This window comes from Agathobacter sp., assembly GCF_977054825.1.
In genome coordinates this window covers 1-17,435 of the sequence record NZ_CDRTEH010000002.1, presented here as the reverse complement: position 1 = coordinate 17,435, position 17,435 = coordinate 1, and the positions used below count along the sequence as shown (strand labels likewise).

Sequence of the window (17,435 nt, the reverse complement as noted above, 5' to 3'; positions counted from 1 at the left end):
ATTTCTCACACATCAGCCGTTCGCATATCTGGTGAGGAACTGCCTGGTGCGCTCCTCCTTCGGATGTTCAATCACCTCATGCGGATCTCCCTGCTCAACAATCACACCACCGTCCATGAAGATCACCTGGTCTGCAACATCACGTGCAAAAGCCATCTCATGTGTGACAATAATCATTGTGGTATTCTGCTCCGCAAGAGAACGGATGACCTTAAGCACCTCTCCGGTAAGCTCCGGGTCAAGAGCCGATGTAGGCTCATCAAAGCAGAGTATATCAGGCTTAAGCGCCAGTGCCCTTGCTATAGCGACACGCTGCTGCTGTCCACCTGAGAGCTGATGCGGATAATGATTCATCCTCTCAGCAAGCCCCATTCTGTCAAGAAGCTCCTTTCCATGCTCATCAATACGCGCAAGGATTGCTTTTTTATCCTTTTTAAACTCAGGTGTCTCCTGTGCCAGAAGGCGCTCTGCCAAGGTGACATTCTCAAGTGCCGTGTACTGTGGAAAAAGATTAAACTGCTGAAACACCATGCCAAAATGCAGCCTCTTTTTGCGAAGCTCGGCATCCTTATCCTTGCCCGCTTCGGAAGCATCAAATAGCTTCTCACCATTTACAATAATCTGCCCGCTGTCAGGTCTCTCAAGGAAATTGAGGCACCGTAGCAGCGTAGTCTTTCCCGAGCCCGACGAACCAATTATAGCAAGAGCATTGCCCTCCTCCATGGAAAAGCTGACATCCTCAAGTACGTTAGTTCTTCCAAAGTGTTTTTCTATATTTCTAACCTCTAAAATTGCCATGTCATCCTCCTACCTGAAATAATCCAGCTTCTTTTCGATATAATTAAATAAAAGTGTAAGGATTCCGACAAATATGAGATAGAATACACCTGTGTAAAACAGCGGCCATGTAAGTCCGTCCGACTTCATAAACGCTGCTCCCGCAAAGGTAAGCTCGTATGCCGCAATAATTCTGGCAAGAGAAGTATCCTTTACCAGAGTGATTATCTCATTTGACATAGGCGGAACAACACGCTTGATCATCTGAAGCAGAGTGATTTTAAAGAAAATCTGCTGCTTTGTCATGCCTAACACCTGTCCTGCCTCTCTCTGACCGGCCGGAACCCCCTCTATGCCGCCTCTGAATATAACAGAGAAATAACATGCATAGTTGATGACAAACGCTACAACAGTCGCTGTGATACGGCCTGTCTCGTCGCCACTCCAGATAGCCTGATGAAGCCAAAGCCCCGGTCCGTAAAATATGATGATAAGCTGAAGCATAAGCGGTGTGCCACGGATAACCCATACAAACACATTCATAACGGCCTTTACCGGCTTAAACCTGCTCAAAAGCCCAAATGCAAATATAAGCCCCAGCGGCAGTGCAAATATAAGTGTCAGTATAAATATTTCAAAGGTGGTCCACAGACCACTCATAAGTGCTTGTGTAACAGTCCAGAACATTTTATTTCTCCCGCTCTACAACTACCTGTGCATTGTTACAGTATGCATTTGTGCATTCCATAGACTTTGTAACCTCATCTGTGAGTGTCATGCCATTCCAGACAACATCAATCTTCTTAGAGTCGAGCTCCATAACCTTGTTGTCCCAGTCGATAACTACAAATTCAACATCCACACCGAGCTTCTCACCAACGAGTCTTGCCATATCAGCATCAAAGCCAATCCATTTGTCGTCCTTATCCTTGTAATCCATAGGCTCAAACTCTGTGATACCTACAATCAGCTTGCCCTGTGACTTGATATAATCCACATCACTGTCGCTTTCAGACTGCTTGAACTCGCAAGGCTCCTGCTCAAGGAGTGAATCCTGTACTCCGTAATTCTTTGCAATCTCCTGCATGCTGCCATCAGCATATGAATCTGCGAGTACACTGTTGATATATGAAGCAAGATCAGAGCCCTTACGGCATCCGACACCATACTTCTCTGATGTAAGCTCTGTTGTATGTACTAAATCCGGATAGCTTGTGCCCTCTCCAATCATGGCTCCTGCCATTAAAAGATCTATGATTGCCGCATCAGACGTACCTGATTTAACCTCCATAAGCGCATCTGCCTGTGACGAAACCGAATTGTAATTAAAGCCCTTTTCCTTTGCCACAGCCTCTCCTGCTGAGCCTGCCTCAACAGCGTAGGTCATGCCGTCGCCCTTTTCGCTTTTTTGTGTTCCTGCACCCTTGCTGCCACCGCATGCGGTCATTGAAAGTGCTAATGTTGCTGTCAAAAGAAGTGCTAATCCTCTTCTCATACTCATTTCCTCCATATGTTAAATTAATAATTATAATTATTCAGAAGCATCCGATAACTACAATCTTTTAACATATTAGCAAATTATCACGCTAAAGTAAAGAGGAATTATCCACCAAATCACGAGTTATGTTCTTCCATAAAATCTATAAAGCTGTTTAAAGCAACCGGCTTTTCATATAAATAGCCCTGATACCAGTTGCAGCCCAGCTCAAGGAGCTTATCCCGCTGTTTACCGGTCTCCACAAACTCCGCTATCACCTCGATGTCAAGCTTTCTTGCCAGTGTAACGATTGACGAAACAATCTTTTGATTTGTAGTGTTTGTCTCTATGTCGCGCACAAGCGAACCATCCAGCTTGACCACACCAAAGTTACTCGACTGCAGATACAGAATAGATGTATGTCCCATACCAAAATCATCAATCATCATCACATGTCCCTGAGCCTTTAGATGATTCATCTTTTCAATAACCATTGTAGCCTTTGACAGCACATCCTGCTCCGTAATCTCAAGCCACAGCTGCGACGGCTTCACATTATACTTTTTCAGTGTCTTATCTATATATTTGTCCACATCCCATAAAAGCGACTTGGCGGTCAGATTCATTGAAATCTTAAAATCCGGTCCGCATTCTTTTGACACCTCTGCAATAGAAGAAACCGTCATATCGATTATCAGCTTCTCCATATCTTCAAGTAAATCACTCGCCTTCGCCAGATAGATAATGAGCGGCGGATAAATCAGTCCGTAAACCGGATGCTTCCAGCGAAGCAAAGCCTCTCCACCTATACAGTGTCCTTTTTCATCTACCTGAGGCTGTATCAAAAGATAAAGCTCTTTATTTTCAATTGCCGTCCGCAGGTCATGTCGCAGCATACGGCTTATCTGTCCTATCCTGCCGGACTGTGACAGCAGTTCATAGCTCTCATTGAGTTCTTCCTTTTCCCTGATGAAGCTTATGAGCCCATCCATCTCTTCCTTTGCGTTCCTGACAGCCATTCTGTCGTTCAGCCGCAGGAAAGGCACATATATGGCAACTCCCGCTGCAATCATAACAATCTGTAAAATACTGCCTGCAACAGAGCCTGTACCCAGATAACCGCTGAATATAATGGGTGTAGGCCATGGCACCGTATGTGTCACAGGCGGCACAATGCCTATATATGTCGCGGTATACGCTACGATATAGCAAAGCAAAGGTGTGCAGATAAACGGTATAATGAGTATCGGATTGAGCAAAATCGGAATACCAAATGTAAGAATCTCATTGAGATTGAATATAACCGTAAAAACGGAAAGCTCAGCTATCTTGCGAAGCCTTGTATTATTTACCAAAAACAGCAATGCGATCAGTACACATATGGTTGTTCCGCAGCCGCCCATCACTACAAAGCTGTCAAAAAAGCTTTTGCTGAATATATCTCCGGACACACCTATTTGAAACGATGTTGAAGCAACAGGTTCTAAAATATGGCTGCCATGCAGACCAAATGCCCACATGATATGAAGCAGCAAGGTATATAACAGTCCCTTAAAAAACTCATTATGCACATTCTCAAAAAATCCACACATTGCATTGGAAAAAAGCTCATACAGTGAATCCACATCAAACACTGTAACCAGTGACTGCACTACAATTGTAAAAATCACCATAACAATAGCTGCGGGAATCAGCATGCCAATAGCCAGTGCCGTAATTCTCTCCACACCATTCGTCTGTTCCCTGAAATCAAACAGCGATACCTTCTGCAGCTTTTCAAGCAGAATGCACGATAAAAGAGCCGTCACAATTGCAAAAAAACAGCCTTTCACATCAAGCATATCTGTATTACAGTTGCCACCGGTATTGTAAAGCTGCGTGCCAAAGGCTCCAATCGCTACTATGACATACATCACAGTCTTATCTACCGTCATGTTTTTCTCCATGCAATAGCTGCTGCTAAGTGCAATAAGCATAGACACCGAAAAAAAGCCAAATGTTCCAACGTATATAGTGTGCAGAAATAGAGCAAAAAAACTATCCTCTATAAGCCTCTGATAAGCCTGTATAGGCAGATTCAGCAGTGCATTAGCAATGCCCCCGGTAAGTAAAATCGGAATCATCATAGCAAGCCCATGCCTGATTACATGAATATAAAAGCTGTTTTCAAGATTATAAGTAATAGTTTTAAGACTTTTCTTCATAATTAATTTATCCCCCACAGATATTTCATATAGTACTATATTATCACTTATGCACAGAATATACAATTATTATTTTAAATTAATATGTTTTTTATAGATTATGACTAACAAAAAAGCCAACTGAAATACAAATACAGTTGGCTATTTTTGTGCAAATTTTCTGTTAATTTATTTTTATACAAGCCCTAGGCTTCTAATTATGTAAAGCCAAAGTGTCAGTGTAAACGCACTGAGCAACGTCGTGAGCATTATAGTGGTCGATGAGATAACGCCCTCATGCCCCATATTCCTTGCCATGACAAAGCAGCTCACTGTAGTTGCTGAGCCAAGCATCACAAGAATTGCAATGAGCTCACTATCCCTGAACCCGAAGGCTACCGCAACAGGAAGAAATACAGCCACAAAACCCACAAGTTTGATAAAGGTGGCTACAAATGCCGGCTTTGCCTTTGCTGAGGCTTTTTTCAAATCAAAGGTGGCTCCCATAGCCATAAGTCCCATAGGTGTTGCCATATTGCCAATGCTCGTCACAGCCTTTGCCGGTATTCCCGCAAACGGCAGACCAATAGCTGACCACAGAAGTCCTGCAACGATTCCTAAAATAATCGGATTGGTCACTATCCCCTTAAATGTCTTTTTGAGCACTACCCTGTCTATGCCGTTTTGTCCCGGCTTAAAAAACGAAAGCACAATAACCGCCATCACATTGTAAAGCGGCACACTTCCTATAATCATGACAGGCGCCATGCCAGCGTTTCCGTAAATATTCTGTATAAATGCTATTCCAAGCAGCGCCGCACTGCTTCTGTATGAGGCCTGTATAAACTCGCCCCGTATGGATTTATCCCTCCACAGACAGGAAACAAGTGTTGATATTGTAATGCTTATCAGTGTAACCACAAAGCAGAATACTATAAACTTAATGTTCCAAACCTTTGAAAAATCAACTGCCGCCAGATCACTAAACAACAAAAATGGTAAAGGAATCTTAAACACAAACTTATTCATCCTGTTTGCAAAATCCTCATCCAAAATCCCCACCTTGCGAAGAAAAAGTCCAAACACCATCATTAGAAAAATAGGTCCTGTGGCATTTAGACAAAACATTAGATTTCCCATCTGCGGGCCTCCTTATTCTCTCTTAAAACATTTTGTGCAAACCTTTTGTTGCAATGTCTTCTACCACAATAAGCTTTGGACTTAGATATGTCAACCTTTTATTACACTGTAGATTATTTTAAAAAATTATGGTACACTTATCGCATACTTTATTTAGGAAGGAATTAAACAGTTTGAAAATTCTTATTTTATCCTGTGACACCGGCGAGGGACACAATAGTGCCGGTAAAGCTATAAAAGAAGCGGCCGAGCTTAAAGGACATTCTGTGACCATGATAGATATGTTTCTCTTATCGGGCAAACACACATCACACGCCGTATCAGGAGCATATATAGGAATTGTAAAGCATATTCCTTTTTTCTTTGGACTACTCTATAGGATTGGCATGCTGATATCAAGTGATAAGCATAAATCCCCTGTCTATTTTGCCAATGCACTCCTTTGTAAAAAGCTATCAGCATACATTGAATCAAACGGCTTTGATGCTGTCGTCACGCCTCATCTGTACCCTGCTGAGACCATGACCTGCATGAAAAGAAAAAATCTGCTTCATATCCCGGCAGTCGCTGTTGGAACAGACTACACCTGTATCCCATTTTGGGAAGAGACAAATGTGGATTATTATGTTATTCCACACGAGGATCTGACCGATGAATTTGCAAAGCGCGGTATTCCTGAAAATAAGCTGCTGCCATTAGGAATCCCGGTGAAACAGGCTTTTTGTACAAGAACAGCTAAAGACACTGCAAGAGCAAGGCTGCATCTGCCCTCCGATGTGCCTATTTTTCTTGTGATGAGTGGCAGCATGGGTTTTGGCAAGCTTGCTGTCTTTGCTGCGGAGCTTGCCATAAGATGCCATAATAATGAGCATATCGTAATCATTTGTGGCAACAATACTAAGATAAAACGCATACTGCAAAAGGAGTTTAGGTTCAACAAACGTGTACACATAATAGGCTACACCAATCAGGTTTCACTTTTCATGGATGCCTGTGACGTAATCTATACAAAGCCCGGCGGTCTCACCTCCACGGAGGCACTGGTAAAAAATATACCGATTGTGCACACTGCTCCAATACCGGGATGCGAGGCAGCAAATGTTGCATTTTTCAAAAAACGCCATCTGTCTGTCTCATCAAAGCGTCTGTCAAAGCAGATTGAGCTTGGAAAAATAATGATAGAAAATAAAGAACGCAATGCAGAAATGATACGTGCACAGCACCGGGAGCGAAAGCCCGATGCTGCCATGCAGATTGTCAGTCTGCTTGAGAAACTGGCTCACATTAATACAACTGACTGATTATAAAACCATGAACTATAAAACTATAAGGAAATTATCATGCCATATTTTTTATTTACACTCTTAGGCTTCGTACTCGGAAGCACTCTCTTTGCTTACTGGATACCAAAACTATTAAAAAACATAGATATCTGCACACTTCCCGATGACCACAATCCCGGTGTGAGCAACGCATTTATGTACGGTGGCTTTTTATGTGGAATACTCTCACTCATATGTGAGCTTGCAAAGGGATTTATCCCGGTGTATCTTGGTCAGAAATATTTAGATATAAACTCACTGCTGTTCGTACCGGTTTTAGTCGCACCTGTCTTTGGACATGCATTTCCTTTTCTACAAAAAGAAAAAGGCGGCAAAGCTATTACCGCCTCCTTCGGAGTACTTTTGGGCCTGTTTCCGGAATTGCATCCGGCTGTCTATCTGGCATTTTTCTTTATATTTTTTTCAGTTGTGGTCATAGTAAATCCGCATTCCCTCAGATCTATTCTGACCTTTGGATTTTTTGCATTTAATGTCCATTTAACCATAAAAACAGCTTCAATCCAGATTGGCTGCTTCATAATCGCAGGGATTGTGATTTACAGACACCTGATAAGGCACAATAAAGGACCTGTAAGGATAAGTATTCTGCATCAACGGTAATTATGATATCTGCTTTTACTCATTGGTTTTGCTTCTTACATATCTGTTTATTTTCATACATATAGGAATCAGCCCTATCAAATAACATTTGTATTGTACTCTCCTTATAATCCTCCGATATCGCCCATCCGCAAGCGTAATCAATTTGCAGTTCATTTCCGGTGTTGTTTAATTTATCCTTTTCCAGACATAAGCATTTCAGGATTTCTTTACAGGCACTTCTATTAGGCAATCCTGTACGGGCATCAGTATATGCTCTTTGCTCCAGCAATTTATCCTGATATTCCTTGTCCCGAAGCTTTACCAGATCATACTTTCCGTCCTGATATTTTAATCCGCTTAAAATATCATCCAAATATTTAATCAGCTCATCATTTTGGGAACCTGTAATCTCCAATTTCACTTCACGCTGTGTTGCTCCACGTACCAGACCTGCGTAATTTATTACCCTTGCCGTTCCTTGCAGCCGGTCAATCTGTATCATCATAAAAATAACAAGAATAACCAATGCAAAGATAAGACAGCTTTGTATAATACCTATTATATTTCTGCTTTTTTTATTCTTTAATTTCATTTTCCAATTTATCCTTATGAGGATTTTTTATAAAAGTTATATAGTGTATTATAAGTTATGTCAACGGATAAGGCGTTTTTGGATTTTCATTATTACAACTCTGCACTTTGCAATTCTAATGTTCCAACATAGTCTCCATTATTATATACAAACGGTCCAGCCTCCTTCTCATCTCCGAAATACTCAGGTCTCAGTGAAAGAATACTTAATAGTTCATCCATATTATTCACCTTTGTTGCCTGATATGGCTGCTCAAATGCTATTTTTTCTACAAACAGATAATAGTCACTGTATTTTATCAATAAACCTGTATGTCCCACGAACATAGCATCAGAATCCGGATCATATATTGCTATACTAATAAGTGAAATACGATCACTGTCTATTTGAAATCCATACTTTTTCCAGTTGTCAGAGAATGTCTTTTCAGGATGTTTATCGTCCGTAATACTCTTTTCTCCGTATAATGTAGTAAACATGTCCTTATTCTGCCTTATGATTTCATACCTGTCTACATTATCTATTGCTTCTGTATCAAACATTAAATATGTGCCACTATAGCTATCTTCCGTTGACTGTGCGTGAAGCAGCCCATCCAGCAAAAGAAAAGCTGTCATTCTGCAATCTGCATCTGAATAGTCATGCTTTTCCTCCCAACCATCCATACATTTACCTGTATCTGCTTTCATTTTATATGCATCTGACCAGGTATCCTTCAGCTTTGCATTCTTCCCGGCAGAATCCGCAAAATCGGTCACCCATTCTTTAAAGGTATCTACATGCGATGCCCCGGCTGAACCAAGCTCTTTGCACACCTCAGTAATGGTATTGCTTCCACCCATATATGTTGCAGTTGGCAGCTCCTGTTTTTTATCCGAATCCTGCTGTTTCGACTCCTCGGCAGTATCCGTGGTAATATTATCCTTGTTTATATTCTTATTACCACAACCGCCCAACAGCTCTGCACAAAGCATCATTCCAACTATTATTGTGATTAATTTCTTCTTCATGATTATCATATCTCTTTCTGATTATTTGTACTGTCCTGTACTTTTTTAAAGTACATTACTATTTGTACTATGTAAATAGTATGCTGACAAAATTAAAGAAATATTAATCACTAAAACTTCACACATGCCAAATATTGATAGTGCCGTCCGGTGTGCAGACTTACGCTGATAAGCTACACACTTTTAACTGCATTTACCAGATTTTCATTATATGCTGCATAATAAGACTTACAATTGTAATTCCACACCAGCATGCTGCCCCAACTACAATAGGCTTTCCACCTGTTTTGATAAGCTGTACCACATTACTGTTTAATCCAATTGCCGCCATTGCCATAATAATCATAAACTTTGATAATTCCTTAACCGGCTGAAACACTTCCACACCAATTCCCATATGTACACAAACTGTCGTAACAATTGCCGCAATCACAAAATAAAGTATAAACATTGGAAATGACTGTTTCAGGCTAAAGCTAGTGCCCTTTTTCGCTCTTTTCATAGATAATCCCAGTGTAATCGGTATGATTGCAAGTGTTCTTGTAAGCTTTACCGTAACTGCTTTATTTAAAGTTTCACTTCCCAGATTCCACATGCTATCCCAGGTTGAAGCGGCAGCCGTTACAGATGAGGTGTCATTAATTGCAGTTCCCGCAAAAATGCCAAACGCATCACCATGCACAGTATCAAATCCTATTGCTTTTCCAAGTATAGGAAAGAAAATAGCTGCAATTACATTAAAAAAGAAAATCACCGCTATCGACTGTGCTATTTCGTCATCGTCTGCATCAATAACCGGTGCAGTTGCTGCAATTGCAGAACCTCCGCAAATTGATGAACCAACACCTACAAGTACTGATGTATTTGCAGGAACTTTGAGTACTTTTTTCATAACCCATGCAATAATAAGAGATGTTGTAATTGTACATATAATAATCGGCAGGGATTGCTTTCCCGTCTCAAATATTATTCCAAGATTCATTCCAAATCCAAGCAAAACCACTGCAGTCTGAAGAATCACCTTAGATGTCCATTTGATTCCTGCTGCAGCTTTTCCTTTATCATTCCAAAACATCGTGATAATCATTCCCGCAATAATTGCTATTACCGCTCCTCCTACAACCGGAAATGTCCTTCCTAAAAACCACGATGGAATCGCAATTATAAAACAAATAAAAATTCCTCTCAAATTTTTTTCCATAAAATTCATTTGCAAAATGCCTCACTTTCTTTTTCTGTATGGAATTGTATCACTGGACAATAATAAGGTAAAATTATATAATTCTATCGAACAATAAATAATTCTTATTGATGAAATGACCACTATGCTTGATTTTAGAACAGAGACATTTCTTACTGTATGTCAGACAATGAATTTTACTGCCGCCGCAAAGCAATTGAATATAACCCAGCCGGCAGTTTCACAACACATACATTTTTTAGAAGAACAATACAATACCTCACTTTTCATTTACAGGAATAAGCAGCTTTTTCTCACACAATCCGGTGAAATTCTGCGTAAACATCTTTTAACAATGAAAAATGATGAACAAAACATAAAGAAGGAATTAAAAAGCAATTTTACAGGGATAGAGACACTTTCTATTGGTGTTACCATGACAATAGGCGAGTATGCCATCGTAGATAAACTTGCTAATTTCCTAATACAGCACCCTGAAATAAATGTCCATCTTCATTATGGCAATACGCTTCAACTCCTAAAATTGCTTGATAACGGACTAATTAGCATGGCTATCGTAGAGGGAAATTATCCAAAAGAAAATTATTCACGCAAAAAATACAGCACCGAAGACTATATAGCCGTCTGTGCTGCATCACATATTTTTATGACTGATCATCCTCATACCATCAGTGATCTGGTGTGCGAACGTCTTCTTGTTCGTGAAGAGGGTTCCGGTACAAGGAATATTCTTGAACAGAGCCTGATTTCCCGTGGTTTTCGCATATCTGATTTCATACATTATACCGAAGTTGAAAACATGCATACCATTATTGGTCTGTTAAAAAAAGATTGTGGGATATCTTTTCTATATAAAATTGCAGTTGAAAATGAATTAAAATCCGGAATCTTAAAAGAAATCTCTCTGGACGATTTCAAAATGCAGCATGACTTTGATTTTATCTGGGAAAAAAATAGCATATACACCGATAAATATCTTTCCATTTGCGAAGAGCTTATGTGCTTGTGATGTTCTCCTTCGCTTTTGAGTTTTACCCTTTTGGGATTCTGTGACAGACTTACGGTAAACAATCAATGCCACTACCGCCTACCTTTTACGCATCTTACATTTGTTTTTTCGCCACTTACATCCAAAGGCGAGACATTATGTATGAAATATTGTATGATTAACTCACCAAAAAGAAAGGAGGATTTTACATGAAGGTAAGTATTGAACTTTCCCCTGAATACAGCGAACCATATGCCATCATATATGCAGATAAAATCACTGACAGCATCCAGCGTACCCTTGATATATTCGGTTCAAATGAAAGCCCAATTACAGCTTTACAAAACGAAAATGATATTGTCATTTTGCAGCCAAAAGAAATATACATGGTAAGGGTAGAAAACAAGGATACTATTATTTATGGCAAAGAACACCGCTACCGTTCCCGAAAAAGACTGTACGAAATGCAACAGCAGCTTGGTGCCGGATTTATGCAAATTTCAAAATCAACTTTGGTCAATCTGTCTTATATGAGCAATGTCGAGGCTGGTTTTAGCGGCACTCTTCTTTTGAAACTAAAAAACGGATGTAAGGATTACGTATCAAGAAAATATCTGCCTGAGTTTAAAAAATATCTGGGATTATAGGAGGACAAAAATGAGAGAAACTATGAAAAATTTGATTAAAAGCACTATAACAAGCATTGGTATAACATTAACCATTTTCTGCATTACAGGAATGGTATTTGACATCGCCTATGACGGTAATTTCAGTTTAGATAATTACCAATTTTCCAAAATGGTTATCGGATGCATAATTGTAGGTCTTGGTTTTGGACTTCCGACCATGATTTATCACAAAGACAATCTTCCAATGCCATTTAAAGTAATTATTCACATGGGAACAGGCTGTGTTATTTATACAATCGTCGCATATACTGTCGGATGGATAGGAGGAACAAGTTCTATCCTTCACGGAATTATTGCAGCCATATTTCAAATAGCTTTGGCATTTATAATTTGGGGATGCTTCATGCTTCACTATCGCAATGATGCCAGAAAAATGAATGAAAAAATCAAGGAATTATAGACTCTTGTTCGTACTGCGTGTCTGTGGAGTGATACTCTGCAATATCGAACTAAAAAACGAGGGCAAATCAAACCGATTTACATCGAATTTGATTTGCCCCGTAATAAGTAAAAAATTGTCCGATAGTGTTCAACAATAATCAATACTGTTATTCCTAAATCAGATATTACATTCCTCTGCGAATCAACGAATTATAATGCTTTTTGAAATAATAGAGTTGAACACCTACAAACTCGTCTCTTTCTTCTCTGTTATATAGTTCATCCATTATCTTTTTAAGCGTTGCTGATGTACATTTTCCTTTAAAAATAATTCCCGCTGATGCCATTGCCAGCCATAAATAAAAAATGTAATAAATATCATTGTGCCTTGTGCTCTGCCTGATGAAAATCGTCAAAGTAAATTTTATATGAAGCATGTTCTCCATATTTATCACGCAATCCCTGTTCAATCGTTTCCAAACTGTTCATTAAATGATCTTTTTCTGTATCTGAAAGCTTTTTTATCCGATAATCATATGCTTTGATATCTATATAAAAATCAGCAGTGTCCATTGACAGGTAATGTTCTGCAGAGACTTCGTTGCTTTTGAACCAGCTTTCTTTCAACAGTTTATCATAAAATTCAGGCTTGGGATTACCACCCTCGTAGGATATGCCGACTTCTATACAATCCGATTCAGCTTGAGGAAGATATTCTTCTATAATGTCACTTTTTATATTGTCCCCTATTACATCAAATGAAATGTCCATCAATTCCATCGTCAATGCCTGCTTAGCCGATAAACGATTATGGTTGATAATGCTATACTTATCATTGTTTATTTTATAAACATGATCTGTGATATGCCAGATTGATTCATTTTGACCATCATCATATAAAATATACCAATTATGGAATTTTCCCGGAACATTCTCTGACAGTTCCGGATAGATATTGTTTATTTCATATTCATCGTAAATAAGGCTATCCTTTTTCTCTTCATCAATACACTTCCAATTGCCCTTTCCGAAAAATCCGTCAAATACAGAAGCATATCTAATTGTCCAGTTTTGATTTATAAAATAAACTCCAACTATAATCACGGAAACTAAGCAAACAATCAAAACAAATCCACATTTTTTAATTTTTTTCATAAAAGCTCTCCATTTCTTTTTGAATCCATGTCATATCCACATTTAACCACAAATTATCATTTCTTCAATTTACTTTCAAGCCACGAAATAATTATCCCACAATACGGTGTCAAATTTTGTTCCTTTACCAGACTCTCGTATGTACGTTCTAATTCACGTATAAATGCATCCTGAGATTTTCCTTTGCATTTTCTCATAATTCTACTTTTTTCTTCCATCAAAACTCTTCTACGGGTTTCAGGAAGAGAGACCGCTTCACAGTTTAAATTCAGAGTTTCTGTGACATCCTTGTTAATATCTTCATCATCTGAATAAATGCTACCATCTGCTTTATACTTTATCTTTCTAACCGACAATTCATCAAATGGATTTATCGTAAGTTCTGTGTTACCTCTATGAGCATCACAAGTTGTGTCCTCCGGATTTACACCTCTGGTCAGACTATTGCCATAGCATACACCAAGCATCCATTTAAAATCTAAAGTTGCCTTCTTATCATGCTCTGATTCATATTGCGGATGTCTTGGTCTACAATGCTCAATTCTTTCAGATCTTGGATCATCAATTTTTCTCATACAATATGCACACAGATTCCTTTGCTCCTCCCACATCTGCTGTCTTATATCTTTAAGCACATTTGAAGGCATATCAGTCTCATAATCTGCATCAGGATTCTGCTTACGAAATTGTAATAGACTATTTGGTTCTTTCCCTCTTCTCACAACTATCATATACTATTCTCCCAGTATCTTTTCTAAGTCCAGTGATGTTCTCGCTGCTGCAATATCAGGATCTGTTGTACCAACAATTGCTTCAATCTCGTTCAAAACATTATCTGCTTCTTTATAATTATTTTCATCCATATATGAATAGAATAAACTCATGCGCTGCTTAATATCCGTTGGACGTTCAGATACCTTCATTACTTCTCTTAATATGGAATTTGCATCTCTTCCATAGGTTTGTGCTGCTGGCATATAGATTTCTCCATTATCCAAAATACGAATCTGTTCTTTGGCTACAGAATTAATGACTGCCGGTGCGTGTGAGCTGACAATAAATTGTATATTGGGAAAAATAGTATTTAAATCGCTTATAATAGTCTGCTGCCACTGTGGATGTAAATGCAGATCTATCTCGTCAATCACAACAACCCCAGATGTTTCTTCTAACACCCTATCTCCAAGCATTGGATTCAATACAGCCATGCGATATGCAATATCTCCAATCATACTGAGAGTATTTTTATAACCATCGCTCATTTCATCCATTGCGAATTTCTGTAAACTACCATCTGTACTTTCAAAATTCAAAACCAATCTATGTGTATCAAGATCAAATACAATGCTGGCATTTTTTGAGCCACTAATTCTCTCAAAACATTTGCAAATAGCAGACTCTACTGTTTTTAATAATAAAGGCTTTTCTGCCTTTCCTGTCCGTTGCTGCTCTTGAAGACTTTTCAATGTCTGAATCTGAAACCAATTAAGCATCAGCTTTTCATTTGATTCAGCAGCCATACAATCTACATAACCAACCTGACGTTTAAATTCAGTCAATGATTTTATGTTTTTCTTTTCCTTCTTCTGCGCATACAAACGACCTGTACCATAATAAGATATCAACGGAAGAATTAATGTTTTGTCTCCCGTCATAATTCTCTTCTGTGCATCCCTTGATATACTCGTTAATTCTCTTGCTTCTTTGACTGTAGTATTACCACTTTCAGAATTTAGAGAACGCACCCATTTCACATCATGATTATCCAGACAATCACCTATGCTTTCGATACTTACAGGAAACTGATGCTGCGGATCAACTGTGCCATCAAGATCATGGAACTCATATCTGGAATCATCTTTTGAAATCCTTCTGCTGATTCCACCATCAATTCCCAGTAAAAAGGTGCTGATTGCAACAGCAACTGCATCTAATATTGCAGTCTTTCCTGCCCCATTCTTTCCGACAATCAATGTTATATGATCATCAAAGTCAATATTTACTTCTTTGAAACATCTATAATTGGAAATTTTGATATTATTTAACTTCATTTAACATCACCTCACTATTTGGGTTATGCATAATAACATATTGTCATTTTATATAACTCATCGTCCTAAAATATTATAAATTCGCATAGATACAGTATACCACAGCTCCTGTATCTATGCGATTTATTTTTTTATTTACAGTTTTTGCTCACGCTGATGCCCGTGCCAGCCCCGAATAAAAATGCAATAATATTGTTTATTTCATATTCATCGTAAATAAGGCTATCCTTTTTAATTTTTTTCACAAAAATTCTCCATTTCTTTTTGAATCCATGTCATGATTACATCTACAAGATAATCCTGCTGCACCTGACTTAGTTCCTTGCCCGGCTGCATTTTATGCCACTTTCGGATACACTCCCTGCAGCATGTTGCCGTTGCATGCTGGGCAATAAATACCGGATGTCCACGCATTGGTGTCTGTTTGCCATCATTTGCTATATATGCCGGAGCTTCTCTCTTTGCAATAAAATCCTTTGCATGTTGTCTTATTGTATCAAGGCCTTTTTCATTTATGTAATCAATATCCTTCTGCTTCAAGTGAAAACTGCTTCGGAACTTGGAATTATCCAGTCGCTCAAATAACTGCCTGTACCATTCATCCTTAGTCATTAAAACTTCACCTCAAAAATCGTCCCACCTGCAGAGCCTGATTTAATACAAATACTGCCATCATGTACTCTAACGATTTCACGGACAAGAGCAAGTCCTAGCCCTACGCCGCCCAGCTCCCGGCTTCTGGATTTATCCACACGAAAGAACGGCTCGAACACTCTATCTCTAAGCTCCTTTGGTATTCCGCTTCCCGTATCCTCTACAGACAGATAAACATGCTTTTTTCTCTGATATGCGGTTACGGTAACCTGTCCGAGCGGATGATTATATTTGATGGCATTTTCAACCAGATTGTATACAAGCCTGTAAATAAGTATATCACTGCCTATCATAGTGGCATCCTCACATTTTCCAATGAGCTTTATATTTTTTTCCTGTGCAAGAGGCTCAAGGTCTGCCAAAACCTCTTCAACAATAGCATCCAATACAATTTTATCATCTCTTCCCACCGTCTGAAGCTCACTCATGTCAAGAAGAGTCTTTACCATCCTGTTTAATTTATCATTTTGTTCCGTAACCATTTTTATGGTCTGCAAAGTGTCTGCATCATTCCCAGGGTGAGAGGCAGAATTATATAAATCAAGCTGTACCTGCATTAACGCTAATGGAGTTCGCAGCTCATGTGCTGCATTTGCAGTAAACTGTCTCTGTATCTCAAATGCCTCCGACAGGCGCTCAAGCATCTTGTTATAAGAAATGCCAAGCTGATTCAGTTCCTTAATATTGTTTTCCTCTATTCTTGAATCAGACAGATTTTGAGCCTGCACCTCTTCGATTTTATCAGAAAACTCCCTGATTGGTCTGAGTGCATGCCCGCTTATAAAATAAGTGACAACACCTCCCAAAAGTGCCAGCAAAACAGTGATTATCAGACTGTTTCTTTTATAGTCAGCCTTATTATTGTACACCTGGACCGAAAATTCATCCGCAAACTCATCCCACTTATCGTCCGGTATGCTTATATATATTTCATCTGATTTGTTTCCTTTTTCATCCCCCTGTGACTCTACCGCATCCTGCAGAGAATCAATGTAATGCACACCATTTTTATAGACAAACATAGTCAGGAAGCCACATATAATGGCAATACACAATGTAGTTATACACGTAAGTCTCCACTGTAACGACATTCTTTTCATCTGTCAGACTCCTCCCGTATTTTATAGCCTTCACCTACCTTGTTCAGAATGGGATCATAGCCCAGCTTCGCCTTAAGCTTTTTTCTAAGTGAAGACATATGTACCCTGATTG

Annotated in this window: 19 protein-coding genes; 5 read left to right on the top strand and 14 right to left on the bottom strand. The window is 39.1% G+C overall.

All coding sequences use genetic code 11. From position 1 onward, the window contains the following. Nucleotides 1-12: 12 nt before the first annotated feature. The 5 genes from ACW6PM_RS02225 to ACW6PM_RS02205 form a co-directional block, all read right to left on the bottom strand. On the bottom strand, nucleotides 13-798 hold the full coding sequence (locus tag ACW6PM_RS02225) for an amino acid ABC transporter ATP-binding protein (protein WP_456056095.1): 786 nt from the start codon (nucleotides 796-798) through the stop codon (nucleotides 13-15). A gap of 9 nt (nucleotides 799-807) precedes the next feature. Next, nucleotides 808-1,464, bottom strand: coding sequence for an amino acid ABC transporter permease (locus ACW6PM_RS02220; protein ID WP_308657555.1), 657 nt, complete (start codon nucleotides 1,462-1,464; stop codon nucleotides 808-810). Nucleotide 1,465: 1 nt separating this feature from the next. Next, nucleotides 1,466-2,272 carry a transporter substrate-binding domain-containing protein gene (locus ACW6PM_RS02215; RefSeq protein ID WP_331478973.1) on the bottom strand — a complete coding sequence of 269 codons (807 nt, stop codon included), beginning with the start codon at nucleotides 2,270-2,272 and terminating at the stop codon, nucleotides 1,466-1,468. Nucleotides 2,273-2,391: 119 nt separating this feature from the next. Beyond that, a complete protein-coding gene (locus ACW6PM_RS02210; protein ID WP_456056094.1) occupies nucleotides 2,392-4,458 on the bottom strand; it encodes a PTS sugar transporter subunit IIC/EAL domain-containing protein in 2,067 nt (688 codons plus the stop codon). A 174-nt stretch (nucleotides 4,459-4,632) separates the two neighbouring features. Further along, complete coding sequence (locus tag ACW6PM_RS02205) at nucleotides 4,633-5,577, bottom strand: AEC family transporter (RefSeq protein WP_456056093.1); 945 nt, start codon at nucleotides 5,575-5,577, stop codon at nucleotides 4,633-4,635. A gap of 173 nt (nucleotides 5,578-5,750) precedes the next feature. On the opposite strand from ACW6PM_RS02205, the gene ACW6PM_RS02200 reads away from it, so the two are divergent. Then, nucleotides 5,751-6,878, top strand: coding sequence for an MGDG synthase family glycosyltransferase (locus ACW6PM_RS02200; RefSeq protein ID WP_456056092.1), 1,128 nt, complete (start codon nucleotides 5,751-5,753; stop codon nucleotides 6,876-6,878). Nucleotides 6,879-6,917: 39 nt separating this feature from the next. Then, entirely contained in the window at nucleotides 6,918-7,520 is a 603-nt protein-coding gene (locus tag ACW6PM_RS02195; RefSeq protein WP_456056091.1) for a glycerol-3-phosphate acyltransferase, read from the top strand. 19 nt (nucleotides 7,521-7,539) lie between these two features. On the opposite strand, the gene ACW6PM_RS02190 is transcribed toward ACW6PM_RS02195, so the two are convergent. The 3 genes from ACW6PM_RS02190 to ACW6PM_RS02180 form a co-directional block, all read right to left on the bottom strand. Continuing rightward, nucleotides 7,540-8,094 (bottom strand): hypothetical protein, encoded by a 555-nt coding sequence (locus ACW6PM_RS02190; protein ID WP_456056090.1) that lies wholly within the window; start codon nucleotides 8,092-8,094, stop codon nucleotides 7,540-7,542. Between the two features lie 92 nt (nucleotides 8,095-8,186). Beyond that, nucleotides 8,187-9,104, bottom strand: a complete 918-nt coding sequence (locus tag ACW6PM_RS02185; protein ID WP_456056089.1) for a DUF4300 family protein — start codon at nucleotides 9,102-9,104, stop codon at nucleotides 8,187-8,189. 193 nt (nucleotides 9,105-9,297) lie between these two features. Beyond that, a complete protein-coding gene (locus ACW6PM_RS02180) occupies nucleotides 9,298-10,314 on the bottom strand; it encodes a YeiH family protein (protein WP_456056088.1) in 1,017 nt (338 codons plus the stop codon). Between the two features lie 115 nt (nucleotides 10,315-10,429). Here ACW6PM_RS02180 and ACW6PM_RS02175 point away from each other — a divergent pair, with 115 nt between their 5' ends. The 3 genes from ACW6PM_RS02175 (at nucleotide 10,430) to ACW6PM_RS02165 (ending at nucleotide 12,382) form a co-directional block, all read left to right on the top strand. After that, on the top strand, nucleotides 10,430-11,314 hold the full coding sequence (locus ACW6PM_RS02175; protein ID WP_448754193.1) for a LysR substrate-binding domain-containing protein: 885 nt from the start codon (nucleotides 10,430-10,432) through the stop codon (nucleotides 11,312-11,314). 188 nt (nucleotides 11,315-11,502) lie between these two features. After that, complete coding sequence (locus ACW6PM_RS02170; RefSeq protein WP_308657548.1) at nucleotides 11,503-11,940, top strand: LytTR family DNA-binding domain-containing protein; 438 nt, start codon at nucleotides 11,503-11,505, stop codon at nucleotides 11,938-11,940. 10 nt (nucleotides 11,941-11,950) lie between these two features. Further along, on the top strand, nucleotides 11,951-12,382 hold the full coding sequence (locus ACW6PM_RS02165; RefSeq protein ID WP_456056087.1) for a DUF3021 domain-containing protein: 432 nt from the start codon (nucleotides 11,951-11,953) through the stop codon (nucleotides 12,380-12,382). A gap of 359 nt (nucleotides 12,383-12,741) precedes the next feature. Here the strand turns inward: ACW6PM_RS02165 and ACW6PM_RS02160 are convergent, their stop codons facing one another. The 6 genes from ACW6PM_RS02160 to ACW6PM_RS02135 form a co-directional block, all read right to left on the bottom strand. Further along, nucleotides 12,742-13,518, bottom strand: a complete 777-nt coding sequence (locus ACW6PM_RS02160; RefSeq protein WP_308650365.1) for a hypothetical protein — start codon at nucleotides 13,516-13,518, stop codon at nucleotides 12,742-12,744. Nucleotides 13,519-13,574: 56 nt separating this feature from the next. Beyond that, nucleotides 13,575-14,249, bottom strand: a complete 675-nt coding sequence (locus tag ACW6PM_RS02155; RefSeq protein ID WP_456056086.1) for a hypothetical protein — start codon at nucleotides 14,247-14,249, stop codon at nucleotides 13,575-13,577. Between the two features lie 3 nt (nucleotides 14,250-14,252). Further along, complete coding sequence (locus ACW6PM_RS02150) at nucleotides 14,253-15,569, bottom strand: AAA family ATPase (RefSeq protein WP_456056085.1); 1,317 nt, start codon at nucleotides 15,567-15,569, stop codon at nucleotides 14,253-14,255. A gap of 231 nt (nucleotides 15,570-15,800) precedes the next feature. Continuing rightward, nucleotides 15,801-16,181 carry a DUF4186 domain-containing protein gene (locus ACW6PM_RS02145; protein ID WP_456056084.1) on the bottom strand — a complete coding sequence of 127 codons (381 nt, stop codon included), beginning with the start codon at nucleotides 16,179-16,181 and terminating at the stop codon, nucleotides 15,801-15,803. Continuing rightward, on the bottom strand, nucleotides 16,181-17,323 hold the full coding sequence (locus ACW6PM_RS02140) for a sensor histidine kinase (protein WP_456056083.1): 1,143 nt from the start codon (nucleotides 17,321-17,323) through the stop codon (nucleotides 16,181-16,183). The genes ACW6PM_RS02145 and ACW6PM_RS02140 overlap by 1 nt, the downstream gene beginning before the upstream one ends. After that, nucleotides 17,320-17,435: helix-turn-helix domain-containing protein (locus ACW6PM_RS02135; protein WP_456056303.1), on the bottom strand; the 116-nt coding region annotated here is incomplete at its 5' end. The genes ACW6PM_RS02135 and ACW6PM_RS02140, both read right to left, overlap by 4 nt.